Origin of the sequence: Streptomyces longwoodensis, assembly GCF_001514125.1 — a bacterium.
GTDB classification, from domain to species: Bacteria; Actinomycetota; Actinomycetes; order Streptomycetales; family Streptomycetaceae; genus Streptomyces; species Streptomyces longwoodensis.
This window is the reverse complement of the sequence record NZ_KQ948549.1, coordinates 1,047,613-1,064,083: the sequence shown is the minus strand read 5'-3', so window position 1 is coordinate 1,064,083 and position 16,471 is coordinate 1,047,613. Positions and strand designations below refer to the sequence as shown.

The window sequence follows — 16,471 nt, the reverse complement described above, 5'->3', positions numbered from 1 at the left end:
TGGGGCCTCCCGATCGGGGCGTCGCCTCTCGAGCCTGGTCGCCCACGGCCGGCTGCCCCAGGGGCCATAGGTCCCCGACACGGGCCGACCGGCCCCACCCGTCCAGGCACCGGCACCGAACGGCCCGGCCCACGGGCCAGGTGGCCCATGGCCGGGCCGACGCCGTCGGCCCACCCTGGAGTTGACGGTTCCCTCGGCCTCCCGGAGGCGCGCCATGAACGCTCATCAGCGGGCACGCGCGACGAAGCCGCCCTCCGCGGTGCTGCGCACACGGGGAGGAGGTGCTCCGATCCGCTTCCAGGACCGCACGCGATGCCAGGACACCAGGCCGGAGGAGGCGGGAGCCCGGATCCCGCCGGCCGGTGAGGACTCGGCTGTCGAGGTACGCACCGGTCGTTTCCGCCTGACCGCCCGGCTCAGCCTGACCGACAGCGACCGCGCCGTGGCCGTCCTGGCCTCGGGAGGGCGGAGCACCCTGGCCGACAGGTATCTCGCCCGGGTGCTGCACCAGGCCGGTTTCGGCACCATGGTGACGGACCTGCTGGCCGCGGACGAGGTGGGCTGCCCCCACGACGCGTTCGACGTGCCGCTGCTGGCCGGCCGTCTGCGGGGTGCGGCCACCTGGCTGCACGGCCGGACCGGCCTGCCGTACGCCTACGTCGCCGCCGACACCGCTGCCGCCGCCGCGGTGGAGGCCGCGGCTCCGGGCCTGTTCGCGATCGTGTCCCGCGGCGGCCGCCCCGACCTCGCTTCCCCGGCCGCGCTCGCCGCCGTCCGCGTCCCCACCCTGGTCGTGGTGGGGTCGCTCGACACCCGGGTGCTGGGCCGCAGTCGGGTCGCCGTCGACTGGATGCGCTGCGAGCACCGGTTCGTGCTGGTGCCGGGCGCCACGCACGTGCTGGACGGGCCTTCGGCGCTGGCCGCGGTCGCCGACCTGGCGCGCGAGTGGCTGTCGGCGCGGTTGCCGCGGACGGTGCGGGAGGAGCGGCCGAGCCCGGTCTGACCGTCGCCCCGGATCCGTGCTGCCGCGGGCGTGCGCGCTGACGCGCTCATGCCTGCGGCAGCGGGACCCTCCACTCCAGGTGGGTGCCTCCGCTCTCGGCCGCCCGCCACGTCAGGCTCCCGCCCAGCTGCTCGGCCCGCTCGCCCATGTTGCGCAGGCCGCTGCGTCGGCCACCGGCCGCGATGCCCACCCCGTTGTCGGTGACGGTCAGCCGCACCTGCCGACCGTCGGACTCCAGCACCACGTCCGCCCGGTCGGCCCGCGCGTGCCGTGCGATGTTGGTCAGCGCCTCGGACAGGACGGCGACGACCTGGTCGGCGACGTCCCGGGGCACGTGCGTGTCCAGGAGGCCTTCCATGCGAACGCTGGGGGCGAAGCCGAGTGCCGGCACCGCGTCGCCGGCCGTCCGCACCGCACGGGTGCGCAGGCCGGATCCGCGGTCGCCCTCCCGGGCGCGCAGACCGAAGATCGTGGACCGGATGATCTTGATCGTCTCGTCCAGGTCGTCCACGGCCCGCACGACGCGCTCGGCCGCCTCCGGGTGCTCGATGAACCGGCCCGCGCTCTGCAGGGTCATGCCGGTCGCGAAGAGCCGCTGGATCGCCAGGTCGTGCAGGTCGCGGGCGATGCGGTCCCGGTCCTTGAGGACGGCGATCTCCTCGGCGTCGCGGCGGTGCTCGGCGAGCTCCATGGCCACCGCCGCCTGTGCCGCGAACCCCTGCAGCGGTTCGATCTCCTTGCTGGAGAAGGCCGTCCGACCGGCTTCCCGTACGAGGAGGACGACACCCCGCACGCCCTCGGCCGTGCCGATCGGTACGGCCACGGCCGGACCGAGCCCGACGAAGCGCCTGGGGCCGGCGGAGACCCTGTCGTCCTGGGAGACGTCACCGCTGGTCACCGGGGCCGCGCTGGAGAACGCCTCACCGATCAGGCTGCCGTCGACCGGCAGGACCAAGCCCTGGTGGCGCTCCGCCTCCGCGCCGATGGCCAGCTCGACCGTCAGCGATCCGGTGTCCTCCATCGGCATCGCGACCACCGCGAGTGCCGCGCCGGCGATGTCGCGGGCGCGTTCCGCGATCAGCCGGAGGACCGCGGTCTGGTCGCAGCCGGACATCAGGCTGTGCGTGATCTCGGCATTCGCCCGCAGCCAGCGTTCGCGCAGCCGGGCTTCCTCGTAGAGGCGGGCGTTGTCGATCGCGACTCCGGCGGCGACGGCGAGGGTCGACAGGACCGACTCGTCCTCCTCGTCGAACTCCGCACCGCCGCGCTTCTCGGTGAGGTACAGATTGCCGAACACCTTCCCCCGGACCCGGATCGGCACCCCGAGGAAGCTGTTCATGGGCGGGTGGTGGGGCGGAAAGCCGTAGGAGGCGGGGTGCTGGGACAGCTTGGGCAGGCGGAGCGGTTCCGGGTGGCGGATCAACTCGCCGAGGATCCCGTGCCCCTCGGGGTAGGGGCCGATCTGCGCGATCTGCTGCTCGCTGACACCGATGGTGTGGAACGCGGAGAGCCGCCTGCCGTCCGTGCCGATCACTCCGAGGGCGGCGTACTCGGCGTCGACCAGTACGGCGGCGGCCTGGACGATGCTGCGCAGTGCCTGTTCCAGGTCGAGTTCCCGCCCTACGGAGAGCACCGCTTCCAGCAGGCTGTGCACCCGGTCCCGGGTGCCACGGGCAGCGTCCAGCCGGGCCTGCAACTCGGCCAGCAGCTCGTCCAGCTTGAGCTGCGGCAACCGGACGCGGGCCTCCTTCTCCCCGGAGCCTGCCACCCGTGGTCCTCCAGATCCGCTCGCCGTGCGGCCTCTCGTCCCTCAGTGCCACGGTAGCCGTCCGGCTGGGGGAGGACCACGGCCGCAGGCGTCACTCCGCGTGGTGCTGGGCCCGGTCCTGTACCTGGGTGGCCAGTACGGCGGCCTGGATGCGGCGCTCCACTCCGAGTTTGGCGAGCAGGCGGGAGATGTGGTTCTTCACCGTCTTCTCCGCCAGGAACAGCCGTTGCCCGATCTGCCGGTTGGTCAGCCCTTCGCCGATGAGGGCGAGGATCTCGCGCTCCCGGCCCGTGAGCCCGGGCAGCTGGTCGGCCTCCTCGGGCTCCTGCTCGTGGCGCAGCCGGGCCATGAGACGAGCGGTGGCGCTGGGGTCGAGCAGGGACTGCCCCGAGGCCACTGTGCGGACGGCGGAGACCAGGTCGGAGCCCTTGATCTGTTTCAGCACGTACCCGGAGGCGCCCGCCATGATCGAGTCCAGCAGGGCCTCCTCGTCGTCGAACGAGGTCAGCATCAGACAGACCAGTTCCGGCATGCGCGAGCGCAGCTCCCGGCACACGGAGACGCCGTCCCCGTCGGGCAGACGGACGTCCAGTACCGCCACGTCCGGACGCAGCGCCGGGACGCGTGCCAGCGCCTGTTGCGCGGTGGCGGCCTCACCGACCACGGTGAGGTCGGCCTCGTCGTCGAGCAGGTCGTGCACCCCACGACGTACCACCTCGTGGTCGTCCAACAGGAAGACGCGGATGGCCTCCGCGTGGCCGGGTCCCTGGTCGTCCGCCATGGTCGCTCCTTGTCGTGGGGTGCCGCGTCGGGCACGCGGAGGAGTGTTCGGTGCGATCATCACGCAGGGGCGGGCTCGAGGGTAAGGGCCGTTCGGCCCTGTGGGGGACCTGCCGTCACTGGCGGTCCAGGCCGTACAGGCTGCGTCCGCCGACTAGCTCGCGCCCGGTCACCAGGTCCGACGAGACGTGGAGGAAGACCTCCCGCGGGGACGGCGCCCAGGACCGCGGGCCGGTGCGCACCAGGCGCTCGTGCTCCTCGGGATCGGTGACCACCGAGGCGGTTCCGGTGACGACCACGCTCCAGCCGCTCTGCCGTACGGCGTCGATGTCGTCCACCTCGAAGGCGACCACGGTGCCGTCGACCGCGCGCACCAGTTCCGACCCGGCGGCGGTGCGCAGTACCACCGTGCCGTCGGGCTCCAGGCAGAAGTTGACCGGCAGGACGGCGGGCAGGGCGCCCCGGGTGTGGACGATGCGGCCCACGGGCACCTCGGCCATCAGCCGGAGGCACTCCTGCCGGTCCAGCTCGCGAAATCCGTCGTTGCGGTACATGAGGTGTCCGTCCCTGGCCCGATGTCCGTCCTTCACACCGTGATCCGGCGTCCGCTGATGCCGGTCGCGTCGATGCGCAGCCACAGCGGGCGTTGTCCGCCGGCCCAGGGCTCGCCGTGGGCCCGCTCGGTCAGCCGGCGCACCTCGTCGGGGTCGGTGACCGCCCGGGCGGTGCCCCGTACCAGAACGCTCCAGCCGCGGCTGAACGCCTCGTCGATGCGGTCGATCTCGAAGGCGACCCGGCGCCCCGCCGCCCGGGCGGGTGTGGCGTGCGGCTCGGTGCGGAAGACGATGCAGCCGTCCACGACGCTGTAGTTGACGGGCACGATGGCCGGCCCGTCGACCGTGGGCACGGCGATCCGGCCCACCGCGTGGGTGCCGAGCAGTGCCCAGCACTCGTCGGCGTCCAGCCGGTCGAGGCCGGCGCCGCGGACGGCCCGGCCCTGCCCCGGTGGCCGCTCGGCGTTGCCGCCGGTCAGCTCGGCCACCGTCGTGCGCAGGGCTCCGGCGAGCCGGAGCAACGTGTCGGCGTTCGGTGCCGCCTCGGCGTGTTCCTCGAGGTGGCGGAGGTAGCTCGTGGCCATGCCCGCACGGGCGGCCGTCTCCTCCCGGGTCAGTCCGAGCCCGGTGCGGCGCAGTGCGAGACGGCGCCCGAGGTCACCGGCGCGGACGCGCACGGAGGCCGGCGCGGTGTACTGCTCGGTCATGGTGCTCACTTCCCTGCTGTCAGGCCGTGGGGACGGCCAGGTCCTTGGGTGGCTGCGCGCCCAGCGCCACCTTGAGCGCGCCGGTCTGTGCGGCCCGGCCGAACACGTCGTACGCCTCCTCCATGCCCTCCAGGGGGAAGGTGTGGGTGACCAGGGCCGAGGTGGGCAGCCGACCTGCCGCCGCCATGCGCAGCAGGGCGGGTGTGGAGTGGGTGTCGACCAGGCCGGTGGTGATGGTCACGTTCTTGATCCAGAGGTCCTCGAGGTGCAGCGTGGCGGGCGCGCCGTGCACCCCCACGTTGGCCACGAACCCGCCCGGGCGGACCATGCGGGTGCACAGCTCGAAGGCGTCCGGGACGCCGACGGCCTCGATGACGACGTCGGCGCCCAGTCCGTCGGTCAGGTCGGCGGCGAGCTCCTCGGGGGTCTCGGCCGGGTCGGCCACCGCGTCGGCGCCCAGGCGGCGGGCCGCCTCGCGGCGTGCGGCTGCGGGGTCGACGGCGATGACGCGCTCGGGCGAGAACAGGCCGGCGGTGGCGATCGCGGCGAGCCCGATGGGACCGGCGCCGACGACGGCGACGGTGTCGCCGGGCCGTACGCGACCGTTCAGGACACCCACTTCGTAGGCGGTCGGGAAGATGTCCGCGAGCAGCACCGCGTCCTGGTCCGCGAGGGTCTCGGGGAGCGGGTGCACGGACAGGTCGGCGAACGGCACGCGGACGTACTCCGCCTGGGTCCCGTCGATCAGGTGGCCCAGGATCCAGCCGCCCCCGCCCCGGCACTGCCCGTACATCGCCCTGCGGCAGTAGGGGCACCGGCCGCAGGCGGTGATGCAGGAGACGAGGACCCGGTCGCCGGGCCGCACGGTACGCACGTCCGGGCCCGCCTCGACGACCGTGCCGACGGCCTCGTGGCCGAGCACGGTACCGGGCAGCACCTCGGGCACGTCGCCCTTGAGGATGTGCAGGTCGGTCCCGCAGATGGTGACGCAGTCCACCCGCACCACCACGTCGGTCGGTTCCTTGACCACCGGGTCCGGCACGTCGTCCCAGGAGGACTGGCCGGGGCCGTGGAAGACGTAGCCCTTCATGACGATCCCTCTCCTCCGCGCTGCGGAAATCCCCCGATGCCCCAAGCGTCGTCGGGGTGCGGGGATGTCGCTTGGGCCGGTCGGCCCCGGTGCCGTGCCGGTCGTCCCGTCCGCGTCAGTGCGCCGCGAGGCCGCGCTCGCGGAACCGGTCCCGTACCCGGTCCACCAGCGCCGGGCCGGGCACCGGGGTCTCGCGCAGGGGGAACGGGATGCCCAGGGCGTCGTACTTGGTGGCGCCGAGCTTGTGGAAGGGCAGGATGTCGACCCGCTCCACGCAGCCGAGGCCGGAGAGGAACCCGGCGAGTCCGTCGACGGCGTCCTCGTCGTCGGTCCAGCCGGGCACCAGGACGTACCTGATCCACACGCGCTTGCCCAGCCGGTCGAGCCGGGTGGCGAAGTTCAGGGTGGGGGCGAGCGCGCCGCCGGTCAGCTTCCGGTAGGTCGTGACGTCGAAGGACTTGATGTCCAGCAGCACCAGGTCGGTGTCGGCCAGGAGCGCGTCCGAGGCACGGGCCCCGAGGAAGCCGGAGGTGTCCAGGGCGGTGTGCAGGCCGGCCTCCTCGCAGCGGCGCAGGACCGCTGCGGTGAAGGCCGGCTGCAGCAAGGGCTCGCCGCCGGTGAGGGTGACGCCGCCGCCGGCCGTGGTGACGAAGCCGCGGTACTTGTCGATCTCCGCCATCACCTCGTCGACGGTGACCTCCCGGCCGTCGCGCAGGTGCCAGGTGTCCGGGTTGGCGCAGTAGAGGCAGCGCAGGGGGCAGCCGCTGGTGAAGAGCACGAACCGGGTCCCGGGACCGTCCACGCCGGTGGACAGGTCCCAGGAGTGGATCCGGCCGGTGACCGCTCCCGGCGCCGTGGCCTTGGGCATCGTGCTCACAGCGATCCGTGGAAGGTGCGGCTGATCACGTCGAGCTGCTGCTCGCGGGTCAGGCGGACGAAGTTCACGGCGTAGCCGGAGACCCGGATCGTCAGCTCCGGATACCTCTCCGGGTGCTCCATGGCGTCCTCCAGCACGGCGCGGTCCAGCACGTTGACGTTCATGTGGAATCCGCCCGCGGACATGTAGGCGTCGAGGATGCCGACCAGGTGGCCGGCCCGCTCCCCGGGGACGTGCCCCAGTCCTTCCGGGGTGATCGTCGTCGTCAGGGAGATGCCGTCGCGTGCCGCTTCGTACGGCAGCTTGGCGACCGACAGGGCCGAGGCGGCCACCCCGTGGCGGTCGCGGCCGTTCATCGGGTTGGCGCCGGGCGCGAAGGGCTGTCCGGTGCGGCGGCCGTCGGGGGTGTTGCCGGTGTGCTTGCCGTAGACGACGTTGGAGGTGATGGTCAGCACGGACTGGGTGTGCTCGGCGTCCCGGTAGGCCGGGTGCTCGCGCACCTTCGCCATGAAGGACTCCACCAGTTCGACGGCGAGGGCGTCGGCGCGGTCGTCGTTGTTGCCGTACGCCGGGAAGTCGCCTTCGGTGCGGAAGTCCACGGCGAGGCCGGTCGCGTCGCGGACGACCTTCACCCGGGCGTGCTTGACGGCGGAGAGGCTGTCCACGGCGACCGAGAGCCCGGCGATGCCGCAGGCCATGAAGCGGTGGACGGGATGGTCGTGGAGGGCCATCTCCAGGCGCTCGTAGGCGTACTTGTCGTGCATGTAATGGATGACGTTGAGGGCGTCGACGTACGTCCGGGCCAGCCAGTCCAGCATCCGGTCGTAGGCGGCCGACAGTTCGTCGTAGTCGAGGTACTCGCCGGTCAGCGGGGGCATCGCGGGGGTGACCTGCTCGCCGGTCATCTCGTCCCGGCCGCCGTTGACCGCGTAGAGCAGCGCCTTGGCGAGGTTGACCCGGGCGCCGAAGAACTGCATCTGCCTGCCCACCGCCATCGCGGACACGCAGCAGGCGATCGCGGTGTCGTCGCCCGTGCGCGGGCGCATCAGGTCGTCGGACTCGTACTGGACGGCGCTGGTGTCCACGGACACCTGGGCGCAGAACTGCTTGAAGCCCTCGGGGAGGCGGGGCGACCACAGGACGGTCAGGTTCGGTTCCGGGGCGGGACCGAGGTTGTACAGCGTCTGCAGGAAGCGGAAGGACGTCCGGGTCACCAGCGGACGGCCGTCGGTGCCGATGCCGCCGATGGACTCCGTCACCCAGGTCGGGTCGCCGGAGAAGAGGGCGTCGTACTCGGGCGTGCGCAGGAAGCGCACGATGCGCAGCTTGATGACGAAGTCGTCGATCAGTTCCTGGGCGTGCGTCTCGTCGAGGAGTCCTTCGTCGAGGTCACGCTGGAGGTAGACGTCGAGGAACGTGCTGGTGCGGCCCAGGGACATGGCCGCGCCGTTCTGCTCCTTCACCGCGGCGAGGAAGCCGAGGTAGAGCCATTGCACGGCCTCGTGCGCGGTGGCCGCCGGCCGGGTGACGTCGCAGCCGTAGGAGGCGGCCATGGTGGCCAGTTCACCCAGGGCCCGGATCTGCTCGGCCAGTTCCTCGCGGTCGCGGATGACGTCGGCGGTCGACGGCATGGCGTCCAGCAGGGCCCGCTCCGCCCGTTTGGCCTCGACGAGCCGGTCGGTGCCGTAGAGGGCGACACGGCGGTAGTCGCCGATGATCCGGCCCCGGCCGTAGGCGTCCGGCAGGCCGGTGATGATGCCGACCCTGCGGGCGGCCCGCATGGCGGGGGTGTAGGCGTCGAAGACGCCGGCGTTGTGGGTCTTGCGGTAGGTGCCGAACACCTTCGTCACGAACGGGTCGGGCTCGTAGCCGTACGCCTTCAGCCCGTTCTCCACCATGCGCAGGCCGCCGTTGGGCATGATCGCCCGCTTGAGGGGCGCGTCGGTCTGCAGGCCGACGATCAGCTCGCGGTCGCGGTCGATGTAGCCCGGGGCGTGCGAGGTGATGGTGGAGGGGGTCGCGGCGTCCACGTCGAGGACACCCCTGCGCCGCTCCTCGGGGAACAGCGCGCTGACCTTCTCCCAGACCACGCGGGTGCGTTCGGTGGGGCCGGTCAGGAAGGAGCCGTCGCCCGCGTAGGGCGTGTAGGTGGCCTGGATGAAGTCGCGCACGTCGATGCGCTCACGCCAGCCGCTGCCGGCGAACTGCCGCCAGGCGTCGGCGGTCCGGGGGCCGACTGTCACCGTCGCGGTCATCGCAGGTCCTCTCGTCGCACGGTCTCGTCACCGTCGATGCTCGTCGTACGGGTCCGCGGCGAGGAGTGCCGGACAGGGCACCGGCGGGTCCCGTGCGGCCCCTGCCGGTCGGGACCTTCGGCCCCGGCCGCGACCGTGGTGCCGCAGGCCCGCGGACCGGCCGGCCCGCACCCGCTCCGGGCCGACCGGTCCCCCGCGCGGGACGGCCGGCACCTCGCGCCGGGCCCGCGCCCGTCCGACGCTGGAAGCACCACGCCCCGACGCCCGAGGAGCGCAGTGACATGGGCCGTTACGTGTACGACTTCACCGAAGGCGGCCGCGACATGGCCGGCCTGCTCGGCGGCAAGGGAGCGAACCTGGCGGAGATGACCCGGCTGGGGCTCCCCGTGCCGCCGGGCTTCACCCTCACCACCGAGGCGTGCCGCGCCTTCCTGGAGGCGGGCAGCGCACCCGCGGGTCTGTGGGAGGAGGTCTCCGCGCACCTCTCGGCCCTCGAAGCCGGCGCCGGCCGGGTTCTGGGCCAGCCGGACGACCCCTTGCTGGTGTCCGTCCGCTCGGGGGCGAAGTTCTCCATGCCCGGCATGATGGAGACGATCCTCGACATCGGTCTCAACGACGAGTCCGTGCTCGGTCTGGCCAAGGTCTCCGGCAGTGAGCGCTTCGCCTGGGACTCCTACCGGCGCCTCGTCCAGATGTTCGGCAGCACCGTCATGGGCGTCGACTCCTCCCGCTTCGAGCGGGCCCTCGCCCTCCTCAAGGACCGGCGCGGCGTCCGGGACGACGTGGGGCTGGCGGCATCCGACCTGGCCGGGCTGGTCGGGACGTACCAGGACCTGATCCGTGAGGAGACGGGCGCCCCCTTCCCGCAGTCCCCCGCGGAGCAGCTGCGCCGGGCGGTCCTGGCCGTCTTCCAGTCCTGGAACGGCGAACGGGCGCGCCTGTACCGGCGCCGCGAGCACATCGCCGACGACCTGGGCACCGCCGTCACCGTGCAGCGCATGGTCTTCGGCAACCTCGGGGCCGACTCCGGCAGCGGCGTCGCCTTCACCCGCGACCCGGCCACCGGACGCCCCGGCCTGTACGGCGACTACCTGCCCGACGCGCAGGGCGAGGACGTCGTCGCCGGCATCCGCAACACCGTGCCGCTGGCCGAGCTGGAGCACGTGGACGCCACGTCCTACGACGCGCTGTGCACGCACGTGCGCACCCTGGAACGCCACTACCGCGACCTGTGCGACATCGAGTTCACCATCGAACGCGGCACCCTGTGGATGCTGCAGACCCGTGTCGGCAAGCGCACCGCCGAGGCCGCCTTCGTCCTCGCCGCCGAGCTGGCCGACGAGGGACTCATCACCCCCGACGAGGCGCTGGCCCGGGTGAACGGCGAGGGACTGGCCCGGCTGATGTTCCCGCGGTTCGACAGCTCCGCGGCCGGCAGCGCGCTGGCCCACGGCGTGCCGGCCTCTCCCGGTGCGGCGGTCGGGGCCGTGGTCTTCGACTCCGGGCAGGCCGTGCGCCGCGCCGCGGCCGGCGAGAAGGTCGTCCTCGTCCGCCAGGAGACCACCCCCGACGACCTGCCCGGCATGATCGCCGCACAGGCGGTCCTGACCAGCCGGGGCGGCAAGACCAGCCACGCGGCCGTCGTCGCCCGCGGCATGGGCAAGGTCTGCGTGTGCGGCGCCGAGGAGCTCACCGTGGACACCGGGGCCCGTCGCCTCACCGCCGCGGACGGCACCGTGGTCGAGGAGGGCACCGTCGTCTCGGTCGACGGCTCCACCGGGGCGGTGTACGCGGGTGCGGTGCCGATGGTGGACTCGGCGGTCATCCGCCACCTGGAGGACGGCCGGGGCGACGGGGGCACGCGGGGCGTGGTCGACGCGGTGAGCCGGGCCCTGGCCCGCGCCGACGCCGTGCGGCGCCTCGAGGTACGGGCCAACGCCGACACCCCGCAGGACGCCGAACGGGCCCGCCGGTTCGGCGCGCAGGGCGTCGGACTGTGCCGCACCGAGCACATGTTCCTCGGCGAGCGCCGCAAGCTGGTCGAGCAGATGATCCTGGCCGGCACGGACGCGGGGCGCGAGCGGGCCCTGGCGGCCCTGCTGCCCCTCCAGCGGCAGGACTTCGCCGGCATCCTGCGGGCCATGGACGGGCTGCCGGTCACGATCCGGCTGCTGGACCCGCCGCTGCACGAGTTCCTGCCCGACCCCACCGAACTGGCGGTGCGGATCGCCTCCGCCCGGGCCCGCGGCGAGGAACCGGACGCACACGAGGTCGAACTGCTGGGCGCCGTGAACCGCATGCACGAGGAGAACCCGATGCTCGGGCTGCGTGGTGTGCGCCTGGGGCTGGTCGTTCCCGGCCTGGTGGCCATGCAGGTGCGGGCGATCGGTGAGGCCGTGGCCGAGCGCCTGCTGGCCGGTGGCGCACCCGAGGCGGAGGTCATGGTCCCGCTCGTCGGTGACGTCCGTGAACTGCGCCTCGTGCGCGAGGAGGTGCAGCGTGTGCTGGGCGAGGTCTCCCGGGAGGCGGGGGTCACCGTCCGCTGCCCGGTGGGAACCATGATCGAGCTGCCGAGGGCCGCCCTGACGGCGGGCCGGATCGCCGAGGAGGCCGAGTTCTTCTCCTTCGGCACCAACGACCTGACCCAGACCACCTGGGGCTTCTCCCGCGACGACGTCGAGGCGGAGTTCTTCTCCGCCTACCTCGACCAGGGCGTCTTCGCCACGTCGCCGTTCGAGACGCTCGACCGCGAAGGGGTCGGCCGGCTGGTGGGCATCGCCGTCGCCGAGGGCCGCGCCGCCCGCCCGGACCTCACGATCGGGGTGTGCGGTGAGCACGGCGGCGACCCCGACTCGGTGCACTTCTTCCACGCCGCCGGGCTGGACTACGTCTCCTGCTCGCCGTTCCGGGTGCCGGTCGCGCGACTGGAAGCGGGCCGGGCGGCGCTGGTGGAGACGCTGGGGAGCGACAGCAGGTGAGACGCGGGGCGGGGCCGGCCGTGGGTCGCTCCGGCCGAGGGCCGACGACGGGTCGCTCCGGCCGGGGGCCGACGGCGGGTCGGTCCGGCCGGGGGCCGACGGTCCCTGCCGGGCCCGGGCCGGACGGACGCGAGTGGGGCCCTTCGGCGCCTGCCACGGCGCCTGGTCGTGCGAGGAGGGTGGAGTCAGGGAGGGGCACCGATCCCCCGCGGTGTCCCTCCCGTTTCCGGGCCGCCGCCCGAGTACGGCGGCCCCTTGACGACGGAGGCTCACCACCATGACCCGACAGGACGAGCGGACCGAGGACCGCGTCGCCACCGACGCCCCGTCCGACACCGCGGTGGCCGTGGACCGTCTGGTCGCGGCCGGCCTCAAGGCACTCGCCGACTACGAGGCCCTCTCCCAGGAGCAGGTCGACCAGATCGTCAAGAAGGCATCGGTCGCCGCCCTGGACCAGCACACCGCGCTGGCCCGCCTGGCGGTCGAGGAGACGGGGCGCGGGGTCTTCGAGGACAAGGCCGCCAAGAACATGTTCGCCTGCGAGCACGTCACGCACAGCATGGGCCACCTGAAGACCGTCGGGGTCATCGCCCGGGACGACATGGAGGACATGGTCGAGATCGCCGAACCGGTCGGCGTGGTGGCCGCGGTCACGCCGGTCACCAACCCGACGTCGACCACGGTCTTCAAGGCGCTGCTCGCGCTGAAGACCCGCAATCCGGTGATCTTCGCGTTCCACCCCTCCGCCCAGCGGTGCAGCGCCGAAGCGGCCCGGGTCGTCCGGGACGCGGCCGTCGCCGCCGGGGCACCGGAGCACTGCGTGCAGTGGATCGAGGCCCCGTCCGTCGAGGCCACCCGCACGCTCATGCGTCATGCGGGCGTCTCGCTGATCCTCGCCACCGGCGGCAACGCCATGGTCAAGGCCGCCTACTCGGCCGGCAAGCCGGCCCTCGGTGTCGGCGCCGGCAACGTCCCGGCCTACGTCCACCGCAGCGCCGACCTGCGCCGGGCCGTCAACGACCTGGTGCTGTCCAAGTCCTTCGACAACGGCATGATCTGCGCCTCCGAGCAGGCCGTCGTCCTGGACACGGAGATCTACGACGCGGCGATCACCGAGTTCCGCGCACTCCACGCCCACGTGGCCACCGAGCAGGAGAAGGCACAGCTGGAAGCCTTCCTGTTCCCGGCCGACGGCGGTTCGGGCGCCGGGTGCGAACCCAAGGTCAACGCGGCAGCCGTCGGACAGAGCCCGGCATGGATCGCTGAGCGGGCCGGGTTCTCGGTGCCGGCCGACACGTCGGTCATCCTCGTCGAGGCCGAACGGGTCGGACCCAGCGAGCCGTTGACCCGCGAGAAGCTCTGCCCGGTCCTCGCCGTGCTGCGCGCCGCGGACGAACGGCACGGCTTCGACCTCGCCGCCGACATGGTCGCCTTCCACGGCCAGGGCCACAGCGCGGTCATCCACACCGGGGACCCCGCGGTGGCGGAGGCGTACGGCATGCGGATGAAGACCGTACGGATCCTCGTCAACTCCCCGTCCTCGCAGGGCGCGATCGGCGGCATCTACAACGGGCTGCTGCCCTCGCTGACCCTCGGCTGCGGCTCCTGGGGCAGCACCTCCGTGTCCGACAACGTCTCCGCCGCCCAGCTCCTCAACATCAAGCGGGTCTCCACCCGTCGCAACAACCTCCAGTGGTTCAAGGTCCCGCCGAAGATCTATTTCGAACCGCAGGCCATCCGCTACCTGGCCTCGATGCCCGACGTCCACCGCGTCACCATCGTCACGGACACCACCATGACGCGCCTCGGCTTCGTCGACCGCATCAGCCGCGTCCTGCAGCGGCGCCACGAACCGGTCACCGTGCAGATCATCGACACCGTCCAGCCCGAGCCCAGCATCGACTCCGTCCAGCACGGCGCCGACCTGATGCGGGACTTCCGCCCGGACACGATCATCGCGCTCGGCGGCGGCTCCCCCATGGACGCCGCCAAGGTCATGTGGCTGCTGTACGAGCAGCCCGGCGTCGACTTCGCCGACATGCGGCAGAAGTTCTCCGACATCCGCAAGCGGGCCTTCCGCTTCCCCACCCTCGGCCGGCTGGCCCGTCTGGTGTGCGTGCCCACCACCTCCGGCACCGGCGCCGAGGTCACCCCGTTCGCCGTCATCTCCGACCCCGCGACCGGCAAGAAGTACCCGCTCGCCGACTACGCCCTCACCCCCAGCGTCGCGATCGTCGACCCCCTCCTGACCACCGCCCTGCCCCCGGCGCTCGCCGCCGACAGCGGCTTCGACGCCCTCACCCACGCCATCGAGGCGTACGTCTCCGTCTACGCCAACGACTTCACCGACGGCCTCGCCCTGCACGCCGTCCGCCTGGTCTTCGCCCATCTCGAGGCGGCCGTGAACGACCGTGCGGACGCCGCGGAAGCCCGGGAGAAGATGCACAACGCCGGCACCATCGCGGGCATGGCCTTCGGCAACGCCTTCCTCGGCATCGTGCACGCCATGTCGCACACCCTGGGCGCCACCTTCCACATCGCGCACGGCCGCACCAACGCGGTCCTGCTCCCCCACGTCATCCGCTACAACGGCACCGTCCCGACGAAGCTGACCGGCTGGCCCAAGTACGAGCACTACCGTGCCCCCGAACGCTTCCAGGACATCGCCCGTACCCTCGGTCTGCCCGCGGCCACTCCGGCCGAGGGAGTGGAGTCCCTCGCCGCGGCCGTCGAGCGCCTGCGCGACGCCGTCGGCATCGAGCCGACGTTCCGGGCCCTCGGCGTCGACGAGCGTGCCTTCCTCGACGCCCTGCCCCGACAGGCCCTCAACGCCTACGAGGACCAGTGCGCACCGGCCAACCCCCGCATGCCGATGCTCGACGACATGCAGGAACTCATGCGCACGGCGTACCACGGGCTGAACCCGGCTGTGGCGTAAGCCGCCGCGGGGCCTGACAGCTCGGGAACCCCGCGGCAGGCCGCTCGTCCCCCTACCGGTGCTCGGGGTTCTCGTAGTCGTGACGGCAGCCGGCGTCCCACGCGGTGCGCTGGTTGCCGAAGGCGGGGATGCCGCCGAGGTCCTTCAGGGCGCGGGCCAGGTGCAGCAGGTTCCAGGTCATGAAGGTGGTGTTGCGGTTGGTGAAGTCGTTCTCCGGTCCGCCCGAGCCGGGGTCGAGGTACGACGGGCCCGGACCCGCCTCGCCGATCCACCCCGCGTCGGCCTGGGGAGGGATGGTGTACCCCAGGTGCTGGAGGCTGTAGAGCACGTTCATGGCGCAGTGCTTGACGCCGTCCTCGTTGCCGGTGATCAGGCAGCCGCCGACCCGGCCGTAGTACGCGTACTGCCCGGCGTCGTTGAGCAGGCTGGAGCAGGCGTAGAGGCGCTCGATCACCTTCTTCATCACCGAGCTGTTGTCACCCAGCCAGATCGGGCCCGCCAGGACGAGGATGTCGGCCGCCATCACCTGGCGGTACAGGTCCGGCCAGGCGTCCGCCGCCCAGCCGTGTTCCCTCATGTCAGGCCACACACCGGTGGCGATGTCGAGGTCCACCGCCCGTACGACGTCCAGCCGCACCCCCTGCGCCTCCATGACGGCCGCGCTGCGGTCGATCAGCCCCTGGGTGTTGCTCGTCTCCGGCGAGCGCTTCAGGGTGCAGTTGATGACCAGTGCGCGCAGGTCGTCGTACCGGGCCGGCGGCGTGTCACGGACGGGCGGCGAAGCAGTCACAGGTCCTCCTGACACCGGTCGCCGCGCGGTGCCGGGCGGCGTGTCCCTCTCTTGGTCCATTGCCAGTGTGTGGGGCACCCGGGGTACGGACCAGCCGCTGTCGGCCGTCCGTGTCGGAGGTGGACCCCCACGATCAGGCCCGCGGCCGCGCCGATCGCACGTTCGCCTCGGCGTTCCGGCGTTCCCTGCTCCGGCGGACGGCGCCCACGACGAGCTTGAGAGCCAGGCCGAAGATGATCAGGTCCGTGAGCATCTGCACGGTGACCACCAGCTGCGCCGTGCCGGTCTTGGGCGTGATGTCGCCGAACCCCACGGTGGAGAACACGGTGACGGTGAAGTACAGCCCCTGGGTGTGGGAGAGGGCCTCGCCGAAGCTGGCCGAGGACTGTGCGGCCATCGCGACGTAGGTTCCCGCGAACAGCAGCAGGAAGAAGGGGACGCCGGTGGCCAGACCCTCGGCGGCCCGCAGCCCCGGGTGCCGGGAACGCAGGATCGCGGTGACCTGGAGGGCTGTCAGGGCGACGAAGACGACCAGTCCGACGGCGAGGATCGTGATGGCGGCAGCCGTGGAGGTGCGGTCCAGGGGCAACAGGTAGTACGCGGTCACCAACACGGTGACCGAGCCGACCACCCGCAGGGCGGTCCAGACGATCCGCAGGGCAGGAGGTCGGCCTTCGACGTCCTCCTGGGGTACGGCTCCGGTGCGCGTGGTCATGACGCCCACCTCATCC

Annotated in this window: 12 protein-coding genes; 3 read left to right on the top strand and 9 right to left on the bottom strand. The window is 72.6% G+C overall.

Features of this window, described 5'->3' with window-relative positions:
• Positions 1–214 precede the first annotated feature (214 nt).
• On the top strand, positions 215–1,003 hold the full coding sequence (locus AQJ30_RS04880; protein ID WP_159052294.1) for a dienelactone hydrolase family protein: 789 nt from the start codon (positions 215–217) through the stop codon (positions 1,001–1,003).
• Positions 1,004–1,049: 46 nt separating this feature from the next.
• Here AQJ30_RS04880 and AQJ30_RS04875 read toward each other — a convergent pair whose 3' ends face one another.
• The 7 genes from AQJ30_RS04875 to pflB all read right to left on the bottom strand — a co-directional run bounded on the left by AQJ30_RS04875 (position 1,050) and on the right by pflB (position 9,034).
• A complete protein-coding gene (locus AQJ30_RS04875) occupies positions 1,050–2,771 on the bottom strand; it encodes a sensor histidine kinase (protein ID WP_067228771.1) in 1,722 nt (573 codons plus the stop codon).
• Positions 2,772–2,862: 91 nt separating this feature from the next.
• Entirely contained in the window at positions 2,863–3,552 is a 690-nt protein-coding gene (locus AQJ30_RS04870; RefSeq protein WP_067228769.1) for a response regulator, read from the bottom strand.
• 115 nt (positions 3,553–3,667) lie between these two features.
• On the bottom strand, positions 3,668–4,105 hold the full coding sequence (locus AQJ30_RS04865; protein ID WP_067228767.1) for a pyridoxamine 5'-phosphate oxidase family protein: 438 nt from the start codon (positions 4,103–4,105) through the stop codon (positions 3,668–3,670).
• Positions 4,106–4,137: 32 nt separating this feature from the next.
• Positions 4,138–4,812 carry a helix-turn-helix domain-containing protein gene (locus AQJ30_RS04860; protein WP_067229070.1) on the bottom strand — a complete coding sequence of 225 codons (675 nt, stop codon included), beginning with the start codon at positions 4,810–4,812 and terminating at the stop codon, positions 4,138–4,140.
• Positions 4,813–4,831: 19 nt separating this feature from the next.
• A complete protein-coding gene (locus tag AQJ30_RS04855) occupies positions 4,832–5,902 on the bottom strand; it encodes a zinc-dependent alcohol dehydrogenase family protein (RefSeq protein ID WP_067228766.1) in 1,071 nt (356 codons plus the stop codon).
• Positions 5,903–6,017: 115 nt separating this feature from the next.
• Positions 6,018–6,770, bottom strand: a complete 753-nt coding sequence (gene pflA / locus AQJ30_RS04850) for a pyruvate formate-lyase-activating protein (protein WP_067229068.1) — start codon at positions 6,768–6,770, stop codon at positions 6,018–6,020.
• Positions 6,771–6,775: 5 nt separating this feature from the next.
• On the bottom strand, positions 6,776–9,034 hold the full coding sequence (gene pflB / locus AQJ30_RS04845; protein ID WP_067228764.1) for a formate C-acetyltransferase: 2,259 nt from the start codon (positions 9,032–9,034) through the stop codon (positions 6,776–6,778).
• Between the two features lie 281 nt (positions 9,035–9,315).
• On the opposite strand from pflB, the gene ppdK reads away from it, so the two are divergent.
• Both ppdK and adhE read left to right on the top strand, forming a co-directional pair.
• On the top strand, positions 9,316–12,012 hold the full coding sequence (gene ppdK, locus AQJ30_RS04840) for a pyruvate, phosphate dikinase (RefSeq protein WP_067228763.1): 2,697 nt from the start codon (positions 9,316–9,318) through the stop codon (positions 12,010–12,012).
• Between the two features lie 277 nt (positions 12,013–12,289).
• Positions 12,290–14,950: a bifunctional acetaldehyde-CoA/alcohol dehydrogenase gene (gene adhE, locus AQJ30_RS04835; RefSeq protein WP_067228761.1), complete on the top strand. Its 2,661-nt coding sequence runs from the start codon at positions 12,290–12,292 to the stop codon at positions 14,948–14,950.
• A 52-nt stretch (positions 14,951–15,002) separates the two neighbouring features.
• Here the strand turns inward: adhE and AQJ30_RS04830 are convergent, their stop codons facing one another.
• Both AQJ30_RS04830 and AQJ30_RS04825 read right to left on the bottom strand, forming a co-directional pair.
• Positions 15,003–15,740, bottom strand: a complete 738-nt coding sequence (locus AQJ30_RS04830; RefSeq protein ID WP_067228759.1) for a flavodoxin family protein — start codon at positions 15,738–15,740, stop codon at positions 15,003–15,005.
• Positions 15,741–15,873: 133 nt separating this feature from the next.
• Positions 15,874–16,455, bottom strand: coding sequence for a potassium channel family protein (locus AQJ30_RS04825; protein WP_067228757.1), 582 nt, complete (start codon positions 16,453–16,455; stop codon positions 15,874–15,876).
• Positions 16,456–16,471 lie beyond the last annotated feature (16 nt).

Excerpts from the sequence above, each read along its gene's own strand:
- AQJ30_RS04865 (WP_067228767.1), bottom strand. The coding sequence starts at position 4,105 with ATGTACCGCAACGACGGATTTCGCGAGCTGGACCGGCAGGAGTGCCTC.
- pflA (WP_067229068.1), bottom strand. The coding sequence starts at position 6,770 with ATGCCCAAGGCCACGGCGCCGGGAGCGGTCACCGGCCGGATCCACTCC.
- AQJ30_RS04825 (WP_067228757.1), bottom strand. The coding sequence starts at position 16,455 with ATGACCACGCGCACCGGAGCCGTACCCCAGGAGGACGTCGAAGGCCGA.
- AQJ30_RS04880 (WP_159052294.1), top strand. The coding sequence starts at position 215 with ATGAACGCTCATCAGCGGGCACGCGCGACGAAGCCGCCCTCCGCGGTG.
- AQJ30_RS04860 (WP_067229070.1), bottom strand. The coding sequence starts at position 4,812 with ATGACCGAGCAGTACACCGCGCCGGCCTCCGTGCGCGTCCGCGCCGGT.
- ppdK (WP_067228763.1), top strand. The coding sequence starts at position 9,316 with ATGGGCCGTTACGTGTACGACTTCACCGAAGGCGGCCGCGACATGGCC.
- pflB (WP_067228764.1), bottom strand. The coding sequence starts at position 9,034 with ATGACCGCGACGGTGACAGTCGGCCCCCGGACCGCCGACGCCTGGCGG.
- AQJ30_RS04855 (WP_067228766.1), bottom strand. The coding sequence starts at position 5,902 with ATGAAGGGCTACGTCTTCCACGGCCCCGGCCAGTCCTCCTGGGACGAC.
- AQJ30_RS04870 (WP_067228769.1), bottom strand. The coding sequence starts at position 3,552 with ATGGCGGACGACCAGGGACCCGGCCACGCGGAGGCCATCCGCGTCTTC.
- adhE (WP_067228761.1), top strand. The coding sequence starts at position 12,290 with ATGACCCGACAGGACGAGCGGACCGAGGACCGCGTCGCCACCGACGCC.